This window comes from Amorphus orientalis, from assembly GCF_030814015.1.
In the GTDB taxonomy this organism is placed as follows: Bacteria; Pseudomonadota; Alphaproteobacteria; order Rhizobiales; family Amorphaceae; genus Amorphus; species Amorphus orientalis.
Window position 1 is genome coordinate 429,970 of sequence record NZ_JAUSUL010000002.1, and the last position, 18,901, is coordinate 448,870.

At 64.4% G+C, this 18,901-nt stretch carries 17 protein-coding genes and 1 tRNA gene; 7 read left to right on the forward strand and 11 right to left on the reverse strand.

Going from position 1 to position 18,901, the window contains the following annotated elements; all coding sequences use genetic code 11:
• Positions 1-20 precede the first annotated feature (20 nt).
• From J2S73_RS09835 to J2S73_RS09845, 3 genes are all read left to right on the forward strand, one after another.
• A complete protein-coding gene (locus tag J2S73_RS09835; RefSeq protein WP_306885344.1) occupies positions 21-1,793 on the forward strand; it encodes a phage terminase large subunit family protein in 1,773 nt (590 codons plus the stop codon).
• Between the two features lie 126 nt (positions 1,794-1,919).
• The gene (locus J2S73_RS09840; RefSeq protein ID WP_306885346.1) at positions 1,920-4,022 is read left to right on the forward strand and encodes a site-specific DNA-methyltransferase; all 2,103 of its coding nucleotides are present in this window, start codon (positions 1,920-1,922) and stop codon (positions 4,020-4,022) included.
• A 3-nt stretch (positions 4,023-4,025) separates the two neighbouring features.
• Positions 4,026-6,623 carry a DEAD/DEAH box helicase gene (locus J2S73_RS09845; RefSeq protein WP_306885347.1) on the forward strand — a complete coding sequence of 866 codons (2,598 nt, stop codon included), beginning with the start codon at positions 4,026-4,028 and terminating at the stop codon, positions 6,621-6,623.
• Positions 6,624-6,867: 244 nt separating this feature from the next.
• Here J2S73_RS09845 and J2S73_RS09850 read toward each other — a convergent pair.
• The 3 genes from J2S73_RS09850 to mnmA all read right to left on the reverse strand — a co-directional run bounded on the left by J2S73_RS09850 (position 6,868) and on the right by mnmA (position 9,125).
• Positions 6,868-6,944: transfer RNA gene (locus J2S73_RS09850), tRNA-Met, on the reverse strand.
• A 248-nt stretch (positions 6,945-7,192) separates the two neighbouring features.
• Positions 7,193-7,879, reverse strand: a complete 687-nt coding sequence (locus J2S73_RS09855) for a class I SAM-dependent methyltransferase (protein ID WP_306885348.1) — start codon at positions 7,877-7,879, stop codon at positions 7,193-7,195.
• A gap of 64 nt (positions 7,880-7,943) precedes the next feature.
• On the reverse strand, positions 7,944-9,125 hold the full coding sequence (mnmA, locus tag J2S73_RS09860) for a tRNA 2-thiouridine(34) synthase MnmA (RefSeq protein ID WP_306885349.1): 1,182 nt from the start codon (positions 9,123-9,125) through the stop codon (positions 7,944-7,946).
• Positions 9,126-9,614: 489 nt separating this feature from the next.
• Here mnmA and sciP point away from each other — a divergent pair, with 489 nt between their 5' ends.
• Positions 9,615-9,890, forward strand: a complete 276-nt coding sequence (sciP, locus tag J2S73_RS09865; protein WP_306885350.1) for a CtrA inhibitor SciP — start codon at positions 9,615-9,617, stop codon at positions 9,888-9,890.
• A 112-nt stretch (positions 9,891-10,002) separates the two neighbouring features.
• Here the strand turns inward: sciP and J2S73_RS09870 are convergent, their stop codons facing one another.
• Genes J2S73_RS09870 through J2S73_RS09880 form a run of 3 tightly spaced genes read right to left on the reverse strand, consistent with a single transcriptional unit; the run spans position 10,003 to position 11,890 of the window.
• The gene (locus tag J2S73_RS09870; RefSeq protein WP_306885351.1) at positions 10,003-10,494 is read right to left on the reverse strand and encodes a YbaK/EbsC family protein; all 492 of its coding nucleotides are present in this window, start codon (positions 10,492-10,494) and stop codon (positions 10,003-10,005) included.
• Positions 10,491-11,459: a metallophosphoesterase family protein gene (locus J2S73_RS09875; protein ID WP_306885352.1), complete on the reverse strand. Its 969-nt coding sequence runs from the start codon at positions 11,457-11,459 to the stop codon at positions 10,491-10,493. Before J2S73_RS09875 ends, J2S73_RS09870 begins: the two co-directional genes overlap by 4 nt.
• Entirely contained in the window at positions 11,456-11,890 is a 435-nt protein-coding gene (locus J2S73_RS09880) for a cupin domain-containing protein (RefSeq protein ID WP_306885353.1), read from the reverse strand. The genes J2S73_RS09875 and J2S73_RS09880 overlap by 4 nt, the downstream gene beginning before the upstream one ends.
• A 174-nt stretch (positions 11,891-12,064) precedes the next feature.
• On the opposite strand from J2S73_RS09880, the gene J2S73_RS09885 reads away from it, so the two are divergent.
• Positions 12,065-12,562 (forward strand): NUDIX domain-containing protein, encoded by a 498-nt coding sequence (locus J2S73_RS09885; RefSeq protein ID WP_306885354.1) that lies wholly within the window; start codon positions 12,065-12,067, stop codon positions 12,560-12,562.
• Between the two features lie 22 nt (positions 12,563-12,584).
• Here J2S73_RS09885 and J2S73_RS09890 read toward each other — a convergent pair whose 3' ends face one another.
• Together J2S73_RS09890 and J2S73_RS09895 are read right to left on the reverse strand one after the other, a co-directional pair.
• Entirely contained in the window at positions 12,585-12,755 is a 171-nt protein-coding gene (locus tag J2S73_RS09890; protein WP_306885355.1) for a hypothetical protein, read from the reverse strand.
• 16 nt (positions 12,756-12,771) lie between these two features.
• The gene (locus tag J2S73_RS09895; RefSeq protein WP_306885356.1) at positions 12,772-14,298 is read right to left on the reverse strand and encodes a bifunctional metallophosphatase/5'-nucleotidase; all 1,527 of its coding nucleotides are present in this window, start codon (positions 14,296-14,298) and stop codon (positions 12,772-12,774) included.
• Between the two features lie 182 nt (positions 14,299-14,480).
• Here J2S73_RS09895 and hemH point away from each other — a divergent pair, with 182 nt between their 5' ends.
• Both hemH and J2S73_RS09905 read left to right on the forward strand, forming a co-directional pair.
• Entirely contained in the window at positions 14,481-15,542 is a 1,062-nt protein-coding gene (gene hemH, locus J2S73_RS09900; protein ID WP_306885357.1) for a ferrochelatase, read from the forward strand.
• A 180-nt stretch (positions 15,543-15,722) separates the two neighbouring features.
• Positions 15,723-16,004 (forward strand): NfeD family protein, encoded by a 282-nt coding sequence (locus J2S73_RS09905; protein ID WP_306885358.1) that lies wholly within the window; start codon positions 15,723-15,725, stop codon positions 16,002-16,004.
• Between the two features lie 54 nt (positions 16,005-16,058).
• Here J2S73_RS09905 and J2S73_RS09910 read toward each other — a convergent pair whose 3' ends face one another.
• The 3 genes from J2S73_RS09910 to J2S73_RS09920 form a co-directional block, all read right to left on the reverse strand.
• The gene (locus tag J2S73_RS09910; protein WP_306885359.1) at positions 16,059-16,847 is read right to left on the reverse strand and encodes a proteasome-type protease; all 789 of its coding nucleotides are present in this window, start codon (positions 16,845-16,847) and stop codon (positions 16,059-16,061) included.
• Between the two features lie 272 nt (positions 16,848-17,119).
• Positions 17,120-17,947, reverse strand: coding sequence for a transglutaminase family protein (locus J2S73_RS09915; RefSeq protein ID WP_306885360.1), 828 nt, complete (start codon positions 17,945-17,947; stop codon positions 17,120-17,122).
• A 10-nt stretch (positions 17,948-17,957) separates the two neighbouring features.
• Positions 17,958-18,899 (reverse strand): alpha-E domain-containing protein, encoded by a 942-nt coding sequence (locus J2S73_RS09920; RefSeq protein ID WP_306886295.1) that lies wholly within the window; start codon positions 18,897-18,899, stop codon positions 17,958-17,960.
• Positions 18,900-18,901: the final 2 nt, after the last annotated feature.

Below are 18,901 nucleotides of genomic sequence, written 5' to 3' on the forward strand. Positions count from 1 at the left end.
CGAGTGAAAATTATTGATAAATGAAAATTAAGACGATGACGGCGCGCGCGCTGACGGCGCTGCGCCCGCCGCTGAAACTGAAACTGAGCCGATGGATCGAGTCTGAAATCCGCCTTCCGGAAGGCGTTTCCGCGCTGCCTGGCAAGGTTCGGCTTTACCCGTATCAAACCGAAATTGCTGACGTGATCGGCGACCCGACCATTGAACGGGTGACGCTGGTAAAAGCCGTCCGCGTAGGGTTCACCACGCTTCTGACGAGCGCCATCGGCGCCTACGTCGCGAACGATCCGGCGCCTATCATCGCGCTCCTGCCGACCGAAGACGATGCCCGCGACTATGTGGTCTCCGACGTGGAGCCGGTGTTCAGCGCAAGCCCGGCAATTGCGGGCCTTCTGTCAGGCGATACCAAGGAAGGCGCGCGGGACACGATGCTATCGCGCCGCTTTCCTGGCGGCAGTCTGAAGGTTCTGGCTTCAAAGGCGCCCCGCAATTTGCGCCGCCATAACGCGCGCGTTCTGTTCGTTGATGAAGCCGACGCGATGCCGCCCGGTCCGGAAGGTTCGCCGCTGACGCTGGCCGAGCGGCGTACGCTCTCGTTTCCCGATCGCAAGATCGTGCTTGGAAGCACGCCCGTCGATACCGCGACTTCAAACGTGCTGCGCTCCTATGAGCAGTCGGACAAGCGGATTTTCGAGGTGCCTTGCCCGGACTGTGGCGAACACAATGAAATCAAATGGGGGGACATCAAGTGGCCGGAGGGGAAGCCATCCGCAGCCTACTACGCTTGCCCGCATTGTGGGGCCTGCATTGAGGAACGGCAGAAAGCCGACATGGTGGCTAAGGGCCGGTGGCGGGCAACGGCGCCGGACGTGCAGGGCCACGCCGGGTTCCGCATCAACGCACTCGTATCGCCGCTGGCAAACGCGGCCTGGGGGAGGCTGGCCACCGAGTTCGTGGCAGCGAAGAATGACCCGGACACCCTGCGCACATTCATAAACACCATCTTGGCGGAAGGGACGGGGGATGATGGCGCCACCGACCTGGATGAAGCCGAGCTTCAAGGGCGCGTCGAGCCCTTCGGTATCGGCCGGATACCGGAAGCGGTTCTGTTCCTCACGGCCGGGGTGGACGTTCAAGACGACCGATTGGAGGTCGCGCTAATCGGCTGGGATCGCGAAGGCACGGCCTACGTCCTCGATCATCAGATCTTGTGGGGATCGCCCGGCGAGGAAGCGACCTGGCGGCAGCTAGACGCGCTGTTGGCCGAGCGCTGGAAGCACCCGTCCGGCGGCACGATCGGGATTGATGCCATGGCCGTCGATAGCGGCGACGGCGATTGGACCGACGGCGTATATCGTTTCGCGTTCCCGCGTGCCCGGCGCCGCGTGATGGCTGTGAAAGGCATGGCGGGCAGTCGCGCGGTGATCGAACGCAGCCGATCGAAGACGCCCGGCGGTGCGCTCTGGATCGTAGGCGTTGATGTGGTGAAAACCACGATTGTGGACCGCTTGGCCCGCAATACGATGCTCCGGTTTTCGGACTCGCTGCCGTTGGTCTGGTTCGAACAGCTCGCCTCCGAACGGAAGGTCGTCCGCTACCACCACGGCCGGCCCGCGCATCGGTGGGAACGAAAGCCGGGAAGGCAGGCGGAAGCCCTAGACTGCACTGTCTACGCATTCGCCGCCCGGCAAGTCATCCCGAACAGTTTTGATAGTCGCACCGCCGAACTTCGGCGGGAGCCGCGTGTGCCATCTAGGCCGCGCGTTATCAAAAGTAGCTGGCTGGAGAAATGACAATCAGGGCAAATGGCTGCAGATCGGGCCGAAATTCGGCAAGCATCGGTAGGAAGGTTGTGATCGAAGCCTCAATAGGTCAATGGATTCGCATCTAAAGGTACTCAATGCTGAGGGGGGGAGCAGGTGTCACGGCTAACGGATCTGATCGCACGGGCGAAGGCGAAGGATCGAGCCCTCGGAGACGAACTTGACCGTGAATTCAAGGCACTGGCGTCGCGGCGCGCCTTCGGTCTCAACTTCGAGCGGCATCGGCCCGAGAGCGTCGAGCTGCCAGGGCGGCCGATCCGCCGGGGTGACAAGGTGCGTATCCTGCCGCCGCGCGGGTCCTCGGCCAGGAGCGATCAGCGGCTGTGGAAGGTGCTTCGCATCGACGAAGCCGACGGCAAGCGTAAAGCGCATGTCTCGCTGATCGACTCCGACGAGCCAGACACGGCCGATGTCGCAACCGACGACCTCGTCGTAGTCGCGGAGTTCCGCGACTACATTTATCCGGGGCTGGTTAGCACCGGCAAGGTCGAGTGCGGCGGCGACAAGCCCTACCACACGGTGATTAACGGTGAGAATTTCCACGCTTTGGAGGCGTTGAGCTACACGCACCGCGGAAAGGTGGATGCGATATACATCGATCCACCTTACAATACGGGTGCTCGCGATTGGAAATACAATAACGATTATGTGGAGGGTGAGGACCTTTATAGGCACTCTAAATGGCTTGCCTTCATGGAGCGGCGATTAAAGGCTGCGGATGCTCTGCTAAAGAAAGACTGTTCTGTCCTAATCGTAACAATAGACGAGAAGGAGTATCTAAGATTAGGGCTTTTGATTGAGCAAGTTTTTCCTGAAGCTAATATTCAGATGGTTAGTGTGACAATCAGTCCAAGAAGCACGAGCCGAGCCGGAGAATTTTCAAGAGTCGATGAGTTTGTATATTTTGTTTTCTTTGGGAGTTCGGGGCCATTGAGTGTCGCTGATGGCGAAGAGGCCAGTGAGGTGCGCTGGCTTTATTTGCGTCGAACGCAAAGAACTTTGGTGCGAGGGTCAAGAAAGAATCAATTTTATCCAATATATGTAGATCCGAAAACAAAAGAAATTGTCAAAGTTGGTGAGCCGTTAGGTATTAATGATGATTTGAACGACGTGCCTCAGGTGCAGGGCGCCGTGGCCGTTTATCCCGTAAATCAAGATGGAGAGCAGCTAATATGGGGCCTTACAGGGCCGAGTCTGAGAAGGATAATTGAAAAAGGTTTTGTTCGGGTGAGCGATGGCAACGAGCATCAACCGTTTACTATTGCCTATCTTTCAACCTCGAACATAAAGAAGGTGGAGAGTGGGGAATACCTCGTACAGGGCGAGAGATCGGATGGTTCGAAGATCGTGGTGAGCCCCGCGGGCTCTAAAAAGAGGCCGACGACAGTGTGGCGGGAAGCTCGCCATGATGCGGGAGCCTACGGAACATCGCTCCTACGTACCATGATGCCAAAGAGGCGATTCCCCTTCCCAAAGTCACTTTACGCGGTGGAGGATGCACTCAGGATCGTTCTTGGTGAGAACAAGTCTGCGCTAGTTCTAGACTTCTTCGCGGGCTCCGGCACTACGGCCCATGCCGTCATGCGCCTCAATCGCCAGGACGGTGGCAGACGCAGGTGCATCTCGGTCACCAACAACGAGGTCGCCGCTGACGAGCAAGCCGCGCTCCGGAAGTCAGGCCTTCGTCCTGGCGATCCCGACTGGGAAAAGTGGGGCATCTGCGATTACATCACAAAGCCCCGGATCAGAGCCGCGATCACGGGCAGGACGCCCGAGGGCGATGACATCGACGGCGACTACAAATTCACCGACGAGTTCCCGATGGCCGAAGGGTTCGAAGAGAACGCCGAGTTCTTCACCCTGACCTACGAGACGCCGGTCGCGGTGCATCACAACCTCGCCTTCCAGCGCATCGCGCCGCTCCTCTGGATGCGCGCTGGCGCGGAGGGCTACCGCATCGATACGCTGCCGGAGAAGGGGTGGGCCGTCGCCGACACCTATGGGCTGCTGGTCGATCTGGACCGTTCGGCGGAGTTCTGCGACGCGGTCGATGCCTGCGAGGTGCTGCGCATCGCCTATATCGTCACCGACGACGATCGGCGCTTCCAATCTGTCGCGCGCAGGCTGCCCGACTCGGTCGAGCCGATCCGGCTTTACGAGTCGTACCTTTCCAATTTCCGCTTTTCGATGGGCCGCTAACCCATGAAGTTCACGCTCAAAGATTACCAGGAAGATGCCGTCAAGGACGTGCTCGAGAACATCAAGGACGCGTCGATGTTCTGGCACGATCGGCAAAGGAAAACGGCTTTCTCACTGACTGCGACCACCGGGGCCGGCAAGACTGTCATGGCCGCAGCTGTGTTTGAGGCGCTGTTTCATGGCGACGACAATTTCGACTTCGAGCCCGATCCCGGCGCGGTCGTGATCTGGTTCAGCGATGACCCCGCGCTGAACGCTCAGTCGCATTTCCGTTTGCGTGAAGCATCCGACCGTCTGACGCTGTCGGATCTTGTCATCGTGCAGAACACCTTCAATCGCGAGAAGCTCGAGGCCGGCAAGGTTTACTTTTTGAACACGCAGAAGCTGAGCAAATCGAGCCTGCTGGTTCGCGGCCACGATCCCGACGATCCGGGTGTCGAGACAGACGCCCGTCAGACCGTGATGCCCGACATGCGCGCATTCACGATCTGGGACACGATCCAGAACACCATCGAGGACCCGGATCTGACTCTCTACCTCGTCCTCGACGAGGCACATCGCGGCATGAAGGCCTCGGGCGGTACCGGCGGTAGCGAAAAGCCAACCATCGTGAAGCGGCTGATCAACGGATACGGCTCGGTGCCCGGCATCCCGATTGTCCTAGGCATCTCGGCGACGGTCGAACGCTTCAACGCCGCCATGGCCGACATGCAGGGCCGAGCCACGCTTCCCAACGTGATGGTCGACTCTGGCAAGGTGCAAGCCTCAGGCCTGCTGAAGGATACGATCATTCTCGATGTGCCCAACGAGGTCGGCCAGTTCGATACCGTTCTGGTCCGGCGCGGCATCGACAAACTAAAAGAGATCACGGCTGCGTGGCAGGGGTATGTAAAGCAGCAGGACAATGCGGATACTGTAGCGCCGCTGATGGTTCTGCAGGTACCGAACTCACCAGATCACGACGAGATCGGTCGTGCGCTCGATACGATCTATGAGCGATGGCCCGAACTCGGCGACGACGCCGTGGCTCACGTATTCGGAGATCACACGACCCAGACGTTCGGCAGCCACTCGATTTCCTACATTTCCCCGGAGCGTGTGCAGGAGTCGACCTGGGTGCGCGTTCTGATCGCCAAGGACGCGATCAGCACTGGCTGGGACTGTCCGAGGGCGGAGGTGATGGTGTCGTTCCGCCCCGCCAAGGACAGAACGCACATTACGCAGCTTCTCGGCCGCATGGTCCGCACACCGCTCGCGAGGAGGATACCGGGCAATGAGCGGCTGAACGCCGTTGATTGCCTTTTGCCGTTCTTCGACGCGCAGTCGGTGAAGGATGTAGCCAGGGCGCTCATGGCCGGCGGTGACGTGGGCGAAGAGCTCCCGGGCCGGCGGGTATTGATCAATCCGGACGAGATGAAGCCGAACCCGACGCTTCCGCAGGCGGTCTGGGACAAGCTGCTTTCGCTCCCATCGCAATCGCTTCCGAAGCGACAGTCAAAGCCTGTGAAGCGGCTGACCTCGCTGGCCCACGAACTTGCTGCTGACGGGCTCCTTCCGGAAGCCGGCAAGAAGGCTCACGCCGAGATGCACAAGGTGCTAAACGCCGCGCGGGAGCGCTATAAGTCGGAGATCGCGAACGCGCGCAAGACCGTGCTCACGGTCGAAGGCAAGAGCCTCAAAGCCGATCTGGACACTCGCGAGATGTCGTTTGATGACTTCCTAGAGGCTGCAGATTTCGCGGTGATCGATGATGCATACCGCCGGTCAGGGCGCGCCATTAGTCCGGATCTTGGAAATACCTACAGCGAAGCTCTCGCGAAGGCCGATAGTGAGGAGGATGACCTGGAAGCCGCGCTAATCGAGGCGCGCGTCACGGTCGCTGCGCTCGGCCTCGTCCCGGAAGTAAAGGAGTACTTAGAGGCGGAGGCGGAGATCCTCGCGAACAAGTGGCTCGCGGAGTACCGGGTCCAGATCAAAAGCCTCTCGGACGAGCGTAAGGATGTCTATCAACAGATCAGTCAGATGAGTGCGCATCCTCAGGATTTTTATCTAGCGAAGCCAACTTCGTGGATGCAGCCCACTACTGCCCGAGACGCGGATGGGGCGGAGACCCCTTTACCACGCTTCGAGCGGCACTTGATGTGCGCCGCGGACGGTATGTTCCCAGAGGACTTTACATCTTCGTGGGAAGGAGACGTCGTGTCCGTAGAGCTGAAGCGCGCGGGAACGATCGCTTGGTATCGAAATCCATCTCGCGCGAGCCAGGACTCCCTCGGCGTGACCTACGAAGATGGAGGGGACGTCAAGATCATGCGACCCGACTTTATCTTCTTCGCTGAGCTAGCAGATGGGTCTATTGCCGCTGATATTGTTGACCCACACGGGACGCAGTTTAGTGATTCAATACCAAAACTGATAGGACTTGCACGGTACGCTGAGAGCCATGGAAGTGTTTACCGGCGGATCGAATCAATTGCTAAGGTCGGTGATCGGTATCGTGTGCTCGACCTTACCGAGCCGTCAGTCCGGTCTGCGGTAAAAGACGCGAGTTCAACGGCAGCTCTCTTCTCAAGTAGCGTGGCAACAGACTTAATCTCCTGAAAACTCGCAATTCGAGCAAAGGGGCATCTCCGCGTCCTTCACAGCAGGCGCGTCGGCCGTCGGTCGAAAGGCCAAGGGTGCTTCAACCCGCGCAGCGTGTTGCATCCGTGTTGCATGGACCTGTTTGCAACAGATGCAAATGCTAGGAAATCTGCGAAATCTGACGCAACAAGTTGCAACACGAGATTGCGCCGATCCCGGCGCCATCTTCCCGAAAAAAACCAATTATTTCAAAGGATTGGTGTGGTAGCGGAGGAGGGACTTGAACCCCCGACACGCGGATTATGATTCCGCTGCTCTAACCAACTGAGCTACTCCGCCCCAGGGCCGGAAGGCCGCTGCCTTCACGTCGTGCGGCGGCCGCTCAGCGGCACGTCGAGGCGGAAGACGGGGAAGCGACGGCGGCGGCGGGCCGCAGCCATGTCGCGAGGCGCTAATAACGCGATCGAGCCCCTTCTTGTCAAGGCGAAGGATCGCGCGGTTGTGGAGTTCCGGCCGGCGGCCTCTGTCGGGTCATTCCGGCGCCGCGTGGGGCGGCACAGGGCCGCGCCCGGGCCCCGGCGCGCGCCTTACTGCTTGCGGAAGGTCAGGAGGTCGAACAGGCCGGCGGGCTTGGCGTCCTCGCGGCTGATCAGCTCCAGCGATTTGGAGCCGAGCACGCCGTCGATCTTCATGGACGGGTTCCAGCCCAGCCGGGTTGCGAACGGCGTCAGCACCCGGTCGCTCAGCGTCCAGGGGAATTTCTCCGCCCGGAAATGGCTGCAGATCACGACATGGCCGCCGGGACGCACGACCCGGGCGAGTTCCTCCATCACCTGGGCGGCGTCGGGCACGGCGGTGATGGTGAACATGCACACCGCGCCGTCGAAGGCGCCGTCGGCGAAGGCGAGCTGGGAGAGGTCCATCTCGTGCACGCCGGTGACGTTGGTGAGCCGCTCCTTGGCGATCTTCTCGTTCGCCCGCTTCAGCATATCGTGGGAGAGGTCCACGCCGGTGATGCGGACGTTGGAGGTGTAGTCGGGCAGGGCGAGCCCGGTGCCCACGCCCGCTTCCAGGAAGTGGCCGCCGATGGAGTTGACCTTGGCGACCGCCGCCTTGCGGCCGAGCGCGGTGGGCGCGGCCAGCAGTGTGTAGACCGGGGCCCAGCGGGCATAGGCCGAGCGCACCATCTCGCCGTCGATGGCGACATCGGATCCTCCGGCGCCGGCGCCGACGGGGGCGCCAGTGCGGACGCGGGAGCGATGGGGATCGGTCATGGGGGCCTCTTGGCGGTTCGGCGATCGGATGCGGGAGAAGGCGAACGGGTGACGGAATGGGCGGTCAGGGTGCGAGCGCGAAGGCGTCCCGGCTCTGCTGCTTCAGACGGTCGGTCGTCGGCGTGCGGTCGATGACGCCGCCACCGAGCACCCGTGCAGGGCCCTCGGGCGCGTCATAGAAGACGCAGGCCTGTCCGGGTGCGACGCCCGTTTCCGGCGACAGCAGCTCGACCTGGGGCCGGCCGTCGGCGTCGAGAGTCAGAAGGGCAGGCACCGGCGGTCGGGTGGAGCGGACCCGGGCGTGAAGCTCGACCCCGTCCGGGCCGATCGTGTCCAGGGCCTGGTCGCCGAGCCAGTTGAAGCTGCGCAGCGCGATCCGGCGCGTCTCCAGTGCCATCTTCGGCCCGACGACGACCCGCTGGGCGTCCGCGTCGAGCCCGACCACGTAGAGCGGCTCACCCACGGCGAGACCCAGTCCGCGGCGCTGGCCGACGGTGTAGTGGATGATGCCGTCGTGGCGGCCGAGCACCCGACCGTCCACGTGGACGATGTCGCCAGGCTCGACCGCGCCCGGCCGCAGCCGCTCGATCACGTCGGCATAGCGCCCGGTCGGCACGAAGCAGATGTCCTGGCTGTCGGCCTTGTCGGCGACGGGCAGGCCGAGTTCGGCGGCCAGTTCGCGCGTTTCCGGCTTGGTCATGCCGCCGAGCGGAAAGCGCAGGAAATCGAGCTGCTCCTGGGTGGTGGCGTAGAGGAAGTAGCTCTGGTCGCGTTCGGCATCGACCGGGCGATAGAGGGCGCGGTGGGCGCCGTTCTGCCGGCTGGCCACGTAGTGCCCGGTTGCGAGCGCATCGGCGCCGAGCGTCTTCGCGGTCTCCAGAAGATCGGAGAACTTGACCGACTGGTTGCAGGAGATGCAGGGCACCGGGGTCTCGCCGTGCAGGTAGGAATCGGCGAACTGCTCGATCACGCTTTCGCGGAACCGGTCCTCGTAGTTCAGGACGTAGTGGGAGATCCCGAGCGCCTCGGCCACCCGCCGGGCGTCGTGAATGTCCTGGCCCGCGCAGCAGGCGCCCTTGCGGTGGGTCGCCGCGCCGTGGTCGTAGAGCTGGAGGGTGACGCCCACCACCTCGTAGCCTTCCCTGGCGAGAAGCCCGGCCACGACCGACGAATCGACGCCGCCCGACATCGCCACGACGATGCGGGTGTCCTCCGGCCGGCCCGGCAGATCCATGCTGTTCGTCATGCCACGAACCCGTCACTGCTGATTGGATCGCGCCGCCCAAGTCTCGACGCGGCGCACGCGATCACGGTCAAATTCCCTTGCGGAAAGCGGCGGTTCCTGTGTGCCCGCTCCGTTTCGTCCGGCCCGCTACGCAACGTCCAACCCGGGACGGACGAAAAAGTTGCACGGGCCGCGCGGTCGGACGGTCCGGGCGTAAGCGGTTCGATTGCCGCCGCGCCGGATCGCCGGAAGGCGCCACCGCCTCGATCAATCCGCATACTCACCACGCGATTATGGCCAATTGACGTAAGCGATCCAACCGTCCGCGACAACTCCCCGCCGTTTCCGGCGGGCCGGGCACGGGCGCCGAGGCTCCGCCGCGGCGGGCCGGCGTCAACCAAGTATTCGTTATAGTTACTCAATTCTTAGCCCGCGCTTAGCTTATTCTTAAAGCCCGGTAGGGCATATGGAAACTCAGTTGGGTCAGGTGTGTGTGAGTACGAGAGTCGAATGACCGAACATGTGTCTCCGCGTTACCGGTATGTCATTGGACCGGATGGAACGCCTTTGACTTTGGCGGATCTGCCTCCGCCGGACACCAAACGTTGGGTGATCCGGCGAAAGGCGGAAGTCGTCGCCGCCGTTCGCGGCGGCCTCCTGTCCCTCGAAGAAGCGTGCGAGCGCTATACTTTGACGGTCGAGGAGTTCCTGTCCTGGAACTCGCTGATCGACCGTCATGGCCTCGCGGGATTGAGAGCGACCAAGGTTCAGGACTACCGGGTCTAGAGCTTGTCCCGTTCTGATCGGGATTGAAAACGTCTTGTCCCGGCCCGGTCCCAGCGATCGGGCCGGGACAGGCATTTCCGGGCCTTTTTTCCGGCAGGTCCGGTCGGGCGCGTCAGCTGTCCGGCGTGACCTCGATCACGGTGGCGTTGCTCGCGTCGCGCAGGGCGGCGGGGGCGACGGAGAACACCGCATTCGGCGTGCCGGCTGCCGCCCAGACCACGTCGTAATCGAGCAGGGACCGGTCCATGTAGACGGGAATCGCGGCCTCGTGGCCGATCGGCGGAATGCCGCCGATGGCGAAACCCGTCTCCGCACGGACGAAGTCCGCGTCGGGCCGGGCCAGCTTCTCGCCGATCCGTCGGCCGACGGAGGCTTCGTGCACCCGGTTGGTCCCGGACACGAGCAGCAGAAGCGGGCGGCCGCTGTCCTTTCCTCGGAAGACCAGCGATTTCACGATCTGGGCCACGCCGGTGCCACAGGCCGCCGCCGCCTCCTCGGCGGTGCGGGTGGAGGCGGGCATCACCCTGACCTCGATGTCCAGACCTGCGGCGCGTGCCGCATCGGCAACCCGCAGGGCACTTGCCGGAAGCGTGTCTTCACTCATTCCGATGTCACCATGTCGACGGCCTTCTCCTGCGCGTCCTTGTCCCGGATCACCCTGCCGGCGCGATAGAGCATCCGGCGGTCGATCTCCGCAACCGGGGCGGTCGGGCCGGACAGGCCCCATTCGACCATCTCGCAGTCCCAGGCGCCGGCTTCGCCGGTGACCGAAAACAGGTTGTAGGCCGCGCCGTTGGCGTGGCCGGCATTCGACGCCGCGGGCACGCCGATCACCGGAAGGGAACCGATCCAGTCGATCGAGCGGCGGTGGGTATGGCCGTGGAGGACGAGTTCCGCGCCTGCCTTGCGCACGGCCTCGCGGAAGCGCGAACCGCCGACCAGCCGCTTGTACCAGCTCGTCGAGCCGCGCACGGGCGGATGGTGAATCAGGACCACGCGGAAATAGCCGTGGTGGCCGAGGGCCTTCAGGCACTCCGTCAGCCGCTGGGCCTGGCTGGCGCCGAAGGTGCCGGTCGCCATGAACGGGCCCGTGGCGACGGCGCTCGACGTGCCGACGATGGCGACCGGGCCGCGGCGGCGGACGAAGGGAAAGCGCTCGCCGGCGGCGGAGCGCGGCTTGTCGTCGTCGGTCATGTGATCGGCCCACGCCTGCCAGGCGCGCCCCAACGCACCCGGAACGTAGGCATCGTGGTTGCCCGGAATGACGGTCACGTCGCGGGAGGGGCCGAGCGCTTGCAGCCACTGGCGGGCGACGGATATTTCGGCCTTGAGCGCGAGGTTCACCAGATCGCCCGTGACGGCGATGTGATCGGGCGTTCGGGCCAGCATGTCGGCGACGAGGCGCTGCAGCGGCTCTTCCAGGTGCGAGCCCGACCTGTTTCGATGCCAGTTGACGTAGCCGATCATCCGCTTGGAGGCGAGTTCGCGCAGGCGGGGTTCGGGCAGGGGGCCGAGATGTGGGTCGGAGAGGTGGGCGAAGGTGAAGGCGGACGAATCGGTATCGGTCATTCCGTCGCAGACTTGTCTTTCAGGATGGTGGCGGAGGCGCCGGGCGGTGTCTGATCGATGACCAGCAGACGGGCGGGACCATCGCCCGTCCTGCCCAGATGCCATTGATCGATCACCTCGACGATCACGTCCCCGGTCTCGTAGTCGAAGCGCTCGCCCGTGAGCGTCTCCACCGTAATGCGCCCTTCCAGCACGTAGGCGTAGCGCGCATAGGGATGCTTGTGCATGGCCAGGGACTCGTGGGCCGGTATCGTGTAGGTGCTCACGGTCAGTTCGGGATGCGGGGGAACGGTGATGGGCCGGCCCGATGCCGTTTCGGTCGTCTCCAGAACCTTTTTCACGACCACCGACCCGGGTTCCGCCATCAGAGAGGCGGACGACAGCAGTACGGCTCCGAGCGTGGCGGTCATGAGGTGCCAGGGTCTCGGCATAGGGTCCTTTCCCTTCGGTCGATCCGGTTGACCGGATTTTCGACGCTTTCGGATGATTGGGCCAGCACTAATGATCGGGCAGGGTCCGGACCAACGCGGCAGCGGCCGTTCCGTTCGATGCCGAGCCGGCCGAGACAGACCGGCCGCCCGATTGTCCGAACCGAGGTCGCCCGAATGGCCAGAACTCCGCCGTCCGCCTTCCGCCAGCATCTGCATGGCATCGCAGGCAAGAGCATTCTCGGTCTGCGCCACCGGCTGAAGAAAGGGGTCAGCCTCGGCGTGCGGGGGCTGGCCTTCTCGGACGCGGGAGAGGTGTTTCTGGTGCGCCACTCCTATCTGCCGGGGTTTCATCTGCCGGGCGGCGGCGTCGATCCGGGCGAGAGCGCCTATGCGGCGATGGTTCGCGAACTCAGGGAGGAGGGCAACCTGGAGCTCACAGAGCCCGGAGCGTTCTTCGGCTTCTATTTCAATCCGTCGCTGGGCAACCGCGACCACGTCGCCCTGTACGTGGCAAGGTCGGTCCGGCAGCCGGCGCCGCCACGGGTGCCCAACTCCGAGATCCTGGAGGCGCGGTTCTTTGCCCTCGACGCGCTTCCCGACGAGACAACGCCGGCCACGCGCCGACGCCTTGCGGAGGTTCTGAAAGGCGCTCCGGTCTCCGAGCACTGGTAGCCGCCCGGGCGGCGGCCGCCTGTCAGGACTTCGCCCGTGCCATCAGCCAGGCGATCGTGCCCAGAAACAGGGCGCCGATCACGAAACCGCCCGCGAACCCCCACGGGGCGTTGTCGGCCCCGGCCATCCAGTAGCCGAGCAGCCCGCCGATCACGCCGAGGATAAGCGGGGCCAGGCAGCCGATGGCGATCATGATGCGGCGGTCCCTGTCAGTTGGTGCGGATGCGGCCGTCGAGAGCGGGCTCGAAGGCGGGCTGGCTGCGGATGTGGTCGATGACCGCGGTCGCGAGCAGGACGCCGTCATTGGCGTCGATGATCGGGGTCGCGTTGCGCAGGGCCGTGTATCCGTCGCCGCCGCGCGCCATGTAGTCGTTGGTCGCCAGCCGGTAGGTCTGTCCCGGATCGAGCATCTTGCCGGCGATCTCGACCGCCTCCACCCGCGAGCCAGGCGGGCGGCTGAAATCGACGGTGACCGTCATGCCGGAGACGTGAGGGAAGCGGCCCGCGCCGGTTTCCACCAGGGAGAAGCCGTTTTCCAGCGCGCGCACGATGTCGGTGCCGGTGATGGTCAAGAGGACGGCCTGGTTGCCGAACGGCAGCTCGGTCAGAATGTCGCGGCGGGTAAGCTGGTGGCCGGCGGGATAGACGCGGTCGCCCCGGATGCCTCCGCCGTTGGTGATGGCCACGTCCGCCTCCGTCACCGATCTCAGGGCGTCGGCGACCACGTTTGCGAACGGGGCTTCCCCGGCCCGCACCGTGGCGGCGCGGGTGTCGAGTTCGGTGGCCGTGGTTGCGATCGGTTCGTCGAGGGCGGCGTCGAGGGTCGCGCTGTATTCGGAGACTTTTGCGGCCAGCGAAGGGGCGGGCGCGAGCGTGGAGGTGTCGATCACGCGAAAGGACGGCGACCAGGTCAAGCGACGGGCGTCGGCTTCGCCCGCGACGTCGAGGGTCACGTCGACGATGCCGAGATATTCGCCCTGTTCGCGGGATTCCACCAGCGCCGTCCGGCCGTCATAGGTCACGGTGAGGACATGGTCGTCGCCGGAAACGATGAGGTCGAACACGCCGGAGCGGGCGAGGAGAAGGTCGCGGGAGACGTTGTCGTGGACCACCGCGATGACGAACTCGGCGCCTTCGTTGCGCAGCACCCTGGCCTGCTCGAACGCGCTGGCGAGCGTCGGCCCGATGATCAGGTCCCCGGGCGAGGAGACCACCGACGTCCGGTCGCCGAGAATGCCCACAATGCCGACCCGCACGCCGGCGATCTCGGTGACGATGTGATCCTGGAAGCCGTCGAGCGTGCTGCCGTCGGCGGCGCGCAGGTTGGCGGCGAGCTTGGTCGCCTGCAGCGCCTGCATCCGCTCCAGGAAGACGTCCTTGCCGAAATCGAATTCGTGATTACCCGGGACGAACACGTCGACGCCGATCGTGTTGAGCAGGTCGACCATGTGGGCGCCGGTGTCAAAGCTGGACATGATCGAGGGCGACAGGGCATCCCCTGCATGCACCACGAGAACCCGGCCGCCCCTGGCCCGCTCGGCGGCCACCGCGGCGGCGATCCGGTCGAGGCCGCCCCGGCCATCGTCCGCGGTCATCTGGTCGGTGTCGTTGATGGCGATGACGGAGAAGGAGCCGACCGGCTCCGCGCCGGCGGTTCTCGCCCAGAGGCCGGCCGTAACCGCAACGGCGAGGCAAACCGCCAGGCGTCGGCCGATCGAACCGAAGGGAATCAACATGCGCCGTCAGCCTCGCTCTGCTACGCCGGTACCGTCCCGATACAGTGCCATCCCCGGTGACGGCAGGCGAGCCCAAAGCGGCCGATCGGGCATGCGACACCATGGCGATGCCTGGACCGGGGTGAAATCTGCGTTAGAACCGGGGTACCGTGGACGGGCTTAAGGTCCCAGGGCGAGGCACGATGAACGAACACAAGCCGGTTTCCGACACCGCCAGCGTCGGCAATGCGTGGCCGAAGGATCATCCGCCCGTCCGGTTCGGGCGGGTCGGGGTGCTGCTGGTCAATCTCGGCACGCCGGAGGCCACCGACTACTGGTCGATGCGGCGTTACCTGAAGGAGTTCCTCTCGGATCGTCGTGTCATCGAGGTGCCGCGCGCCGTCTGGTGGCCGATCCTCAACGGCATCATCCTGTCCACCCGGCCGCAGAAGTCGGGCGAAGCCTACGAGACGATCTGGAACAAGGAGCGCAACGAATCGCCCCTGAAGACGATCACCCGCTCCCAGTCCGAACTGCTCGCCGGAACTTACGCCGAGGAACCGCGCGTGTCGGTGGACTGGGCGATGCGCTACGGCCACCCGTCGATCGCATCGCGGATCGAGGCCCTGCAGGCGGAGGGATGCGAGAAGATCCTCGTCGTGCCGCTCTATCCCCAGTACGCGGCGTCCACGACAGCCACGGTGAACGACAAGGTGTTCGAGGCGCTGATGAAGATGCGGTGGCAGCCGGCCCTCAGGACGGCGCCTCCCTGGCACGATGACCCGGTCTACATCGACGCGCTGGCGACGTCGCTGGAGCGTCACCTGGCCGAACTGGACTTCACCCCGGAAGTCGTCCTGACCTCCTATCACGGGCTGCCGGAATCCTATCTGAAGAAGGGCGATCCCTATCACTGCCACTGCCACAAGACGACGCGGCTCCTCAGGGACCGGCTCGGCTGGCCGGAGGACCGGCTCCGGGTGACGTTCCAGTCCCGCTTCGGCCGGGAAGTCTGGCTGCAGCCCTATACCGACGAAACGGTGAAGCAGTTGGCCCGCGACGGGGTGAAACGGCTGGCGATCATGACGCCCGGGTTCGTCTCCGACTGCCTGGAGACGCTGGAGGAAATCGCGATCCAGAACGGCGAGTTCTTCCACGAGGCGGGCGGAGAACAGTTCGCCGCGATCCCGTGTCTCAACGATTCTCCCGAAGGCATGGCCGTGCTGGAGGCGGTAGTGTCGCGGGAACTGCAGGGCTGGGTCTGATGGCCGCTCCCGAACGGTCGTGGCGGGCGCAAAAGCCGGGCGCCACTGGCAGCGCTGCGACGGCTTGCGGGCCCGAACCTGTTGGCTGCGCGCGTTGAACCGCGGGGTGCAAGCGGGTAGAGCGTTTGCGGGACCGGCTTGCGACGCAGACGTCGACCCTGATCCGGCCCGAGACACCCGGTGGATGGTCCCGTCATGATCGCGTCGCTCTATCAGACGATCGGCCCCTGGTCCTGGATGATCCTGGGGCTGTGCCTGATTGCGGTCGCCGTCCTTCTGCCGGGGCTGTTCTTCTTCTGGTTCGGCCTGGCCGCGATCGGGGTGGGCGTCGCGGCGCTGGTGCTGGCCGGCTTCGTCTGGCAGCTCCAGATCGTGGCCTTCCTCGCGGCGGCCTGCCTGATCGTGCTGGCGGGGCGCTTGTGGACCCGCCGCCGTCGCGCCGGCGACGCCGAGGAAGCGTAGCCTGTCAGGGGGTGCCCGCGTCTGCTGCCCCGGGCCCGTGGTCCTGGACGGACGTCAGGCGGAGTGCCGGTGCAAGGGAACGCTGGCGTCGTGGCCGTCGTCCACGGGCGGGTAGGGCGGACGGGCGATCGCCAGATGGGCCTGCCTCAGCGCGGTCGACCACTGCTCGCGGAGATTGTGGAAGTAGGGCTCGTCCTGCTCGATCCGGATGTTGCGATCGGCGCGCAGCGCGTCGCGTTCGACCGTCAGGATATCGATCGGCATGCCGACGCCGAGATTGGACCGCATGGTCGAATCCATGGAAATCAGGCCGAGCTTGAGGGCGTCCAGCAGCTCGGTCTCGTAGGTGACGGCCCGGTCGAGGATCGGCTTTCCGTACTTGTGCTCGCCGATCTGGAGATAGGGGGTGTCCTCGGTCGCCTCGATGAAGTTGCCGGCGCGGTAGACCATGAACAGCCGCAGGCGCCCGCCGCCGATCTGTCCGCCGACGAGGATCGACACGTCGAAGCCGGAGGCGCTGAGTTCCAGCGAGGGGCCATCGACGGTGCGGACCTTGCGCACCGCGTCGCCCACGAGCTGGGCCGCCTTGAACATCGACGGCATTTCCATGAGTGTCTTGATCTCGCCGGTCTCCGGGTCCTCGATGCCTTCGTTCAGATAGCTGAGGACGGCCTGGGTGACCGCGAGATTGCCGGCCGCCGCGAGCGCGACGATGCGCTCACCCGGCTTTTCGAAGATGTGCAGCTTCCGGTAGGTCGCGATGTTGTCGAGACCGGCGTTGGTGCGGGTGTCGCCGATCATCACCAGCCCGCTGCGCACCAGAATTCCGCAACAATAGGTCATTGCCCAAGCTCCAGATCAACCTGCGGCCGGCCCGGGGCGGTCGCACTCATGTTGACCGAAATATTGCCCCGGCCAGATTGCCGAACGCCGAACGGACGGGAGCCTCAGGTCTGCCTGGCGGTCCGGTGCAATCGTAGGGCGCAGTGCCATCTAATCCGGCTTAGCTTGCCCGACGCTGCCCGACTCGCATCGGTTCAGATCAGCCCCCTGGAACGGATTGGGACCCAGATGAGGAGCGACTGCAAGCACCGTTTTCAACGGCGTTGGCGATCTCACCGGATTCCGCCATCTCCGCCGCGCAGCGCCTTCACTTCCACGGCGACCTCGAGTGTCTCGGAGAGGCCGCCATATCGGGTGCCGCGCACCGGCGCGGCGCCGAGATAGTCGAGCCCCGTCGCCACCCGCACGTGGGCTTCCGTCGCCGAGATGCCGTGGGCCGGGTCGAAGCCGACCCAGCCGAGGTCCGGGACATACGCTTCCACCCAGGCATGGCCGGCCTCCTGCTGGGTTTCCCCATCGGAGCGAAACAAATATCCGCCCACATAGCGGCTCGGGAAACCGAGACTGCGTGCGGCACCGAGGAAGACGTGCGCGAGGTCCTGACAGACACCGTGCCCCTCCGAAAAGGCGGTGACAGCCGGCGTTGCGACCGTCGTTGCGGCCGTGTTGAAGCGGATGGCCTTGTGCACGGCGCCGTTGAGGGTATGCAGCTGTTCGAGCGGGGAGTTTCCGCCGCTGCTGTCGCGGGCGAACTCCTTGATATCCCGGTCCGGCTCGGTCAGGTCCGTGTCGCGGAGGAAGATGCCGTGCGGCAGGCGGTCCACCGCTCCGTCGATGACCCCATTCGTCTCTTCCGTTTCCACTTCGCCGGATGCTGTGACGCTCAGCTCGGAGAGGGGGCCGTCCGCGGAGAACGTGTGGACCACGTTTCCGAACGGATCCTGGCTCTGGTCGAGCCGGGCGTCGCAGGAGACCTCGATGCGCCAGTCGGACACAAACTGTCCGGCATGGGCGCGAGGCGTCAGCCGCAGGATCTGGATGACCAGGCTCGCCGGAACTTCGTAACGGTAGTGGGTGTGGTGTTGGATGCTGATGCGCACGTGTCTCTCGCTAGCTCAGGTACTGCTCAGCGATCGCTCCACCAAGCCGGTTGTTTTCCGCGATGATCGACAGCAGGAACTCGTGCAGGCCCTCCGAGAAGACGCTGTCGATGTCGGAGTTCTGCAGCCGTGCGAACGTGCTGCGGGCAAGCCGCTGGCTGGTTCCCTGGCGTCCGTAGTCGCGGGCGATCTCGTCGAGGAACCGGGTGAGGTTCTCGTAGGCGCTTGCCAGCGACCGCGGCATCTCGCGTTTGAGGATCAGCAGGTCTGCGACCAGCCACGGCCTCAGATTCTGCCGGTAAACCCAGTTGTAGGCGGTCAGCGCGGAGACCGAGCGCAGGATCGACGACCACTGGAAATAGTCGAGGCTGCCGCCCACCGGCTGCCCTTCCGGCAAAAGCACGTGGTACTTCACATCGAGGATGCGGGCGGTCGCATCGGAGCGCTCCAGATAGCTGCCGAGCCGCGTGAAATAGTAGGCATCGTTCCGCAGCATCGTCCGATAGGCGCTGCCGTCGAAGCGCAGCGACGATTCCTTGACGAAGCTCAGCAGTTCGTTGAGGCGCGGCCGGGTCAGGCCTTCCGCCGGAAACTGCTTCAGTTCCAGCCAGGCTCCGTTGATGGAGTCCCACATCTCCGCCGTGATGGCAGTGCGCACCGCGCGTGCGTTCGACCGGCCTGCCTCGATGCAGCTTCGAATGCTGGAGGGATTGTGGGGCGAGAAAGCCAGGAAATCGATGACGGAGCGATGGCTCTCGTCGTCATAGAGCTCCTTGTAGAGGCTCAGACCGCCCGTGGCGGAGACGGCTGACATCCACTCGTTCGAGGTGCCGCCGTATCCGGCCGGCAGGGCCGAAAGACGGGCGGCGGCATCGAGGATGCGGGCGGTGTTCTCCGCGCGCTCGACATAGCGGGCGAGCCAGAACAGGTTGTTGGCGGTGCGGGCAAGCAACA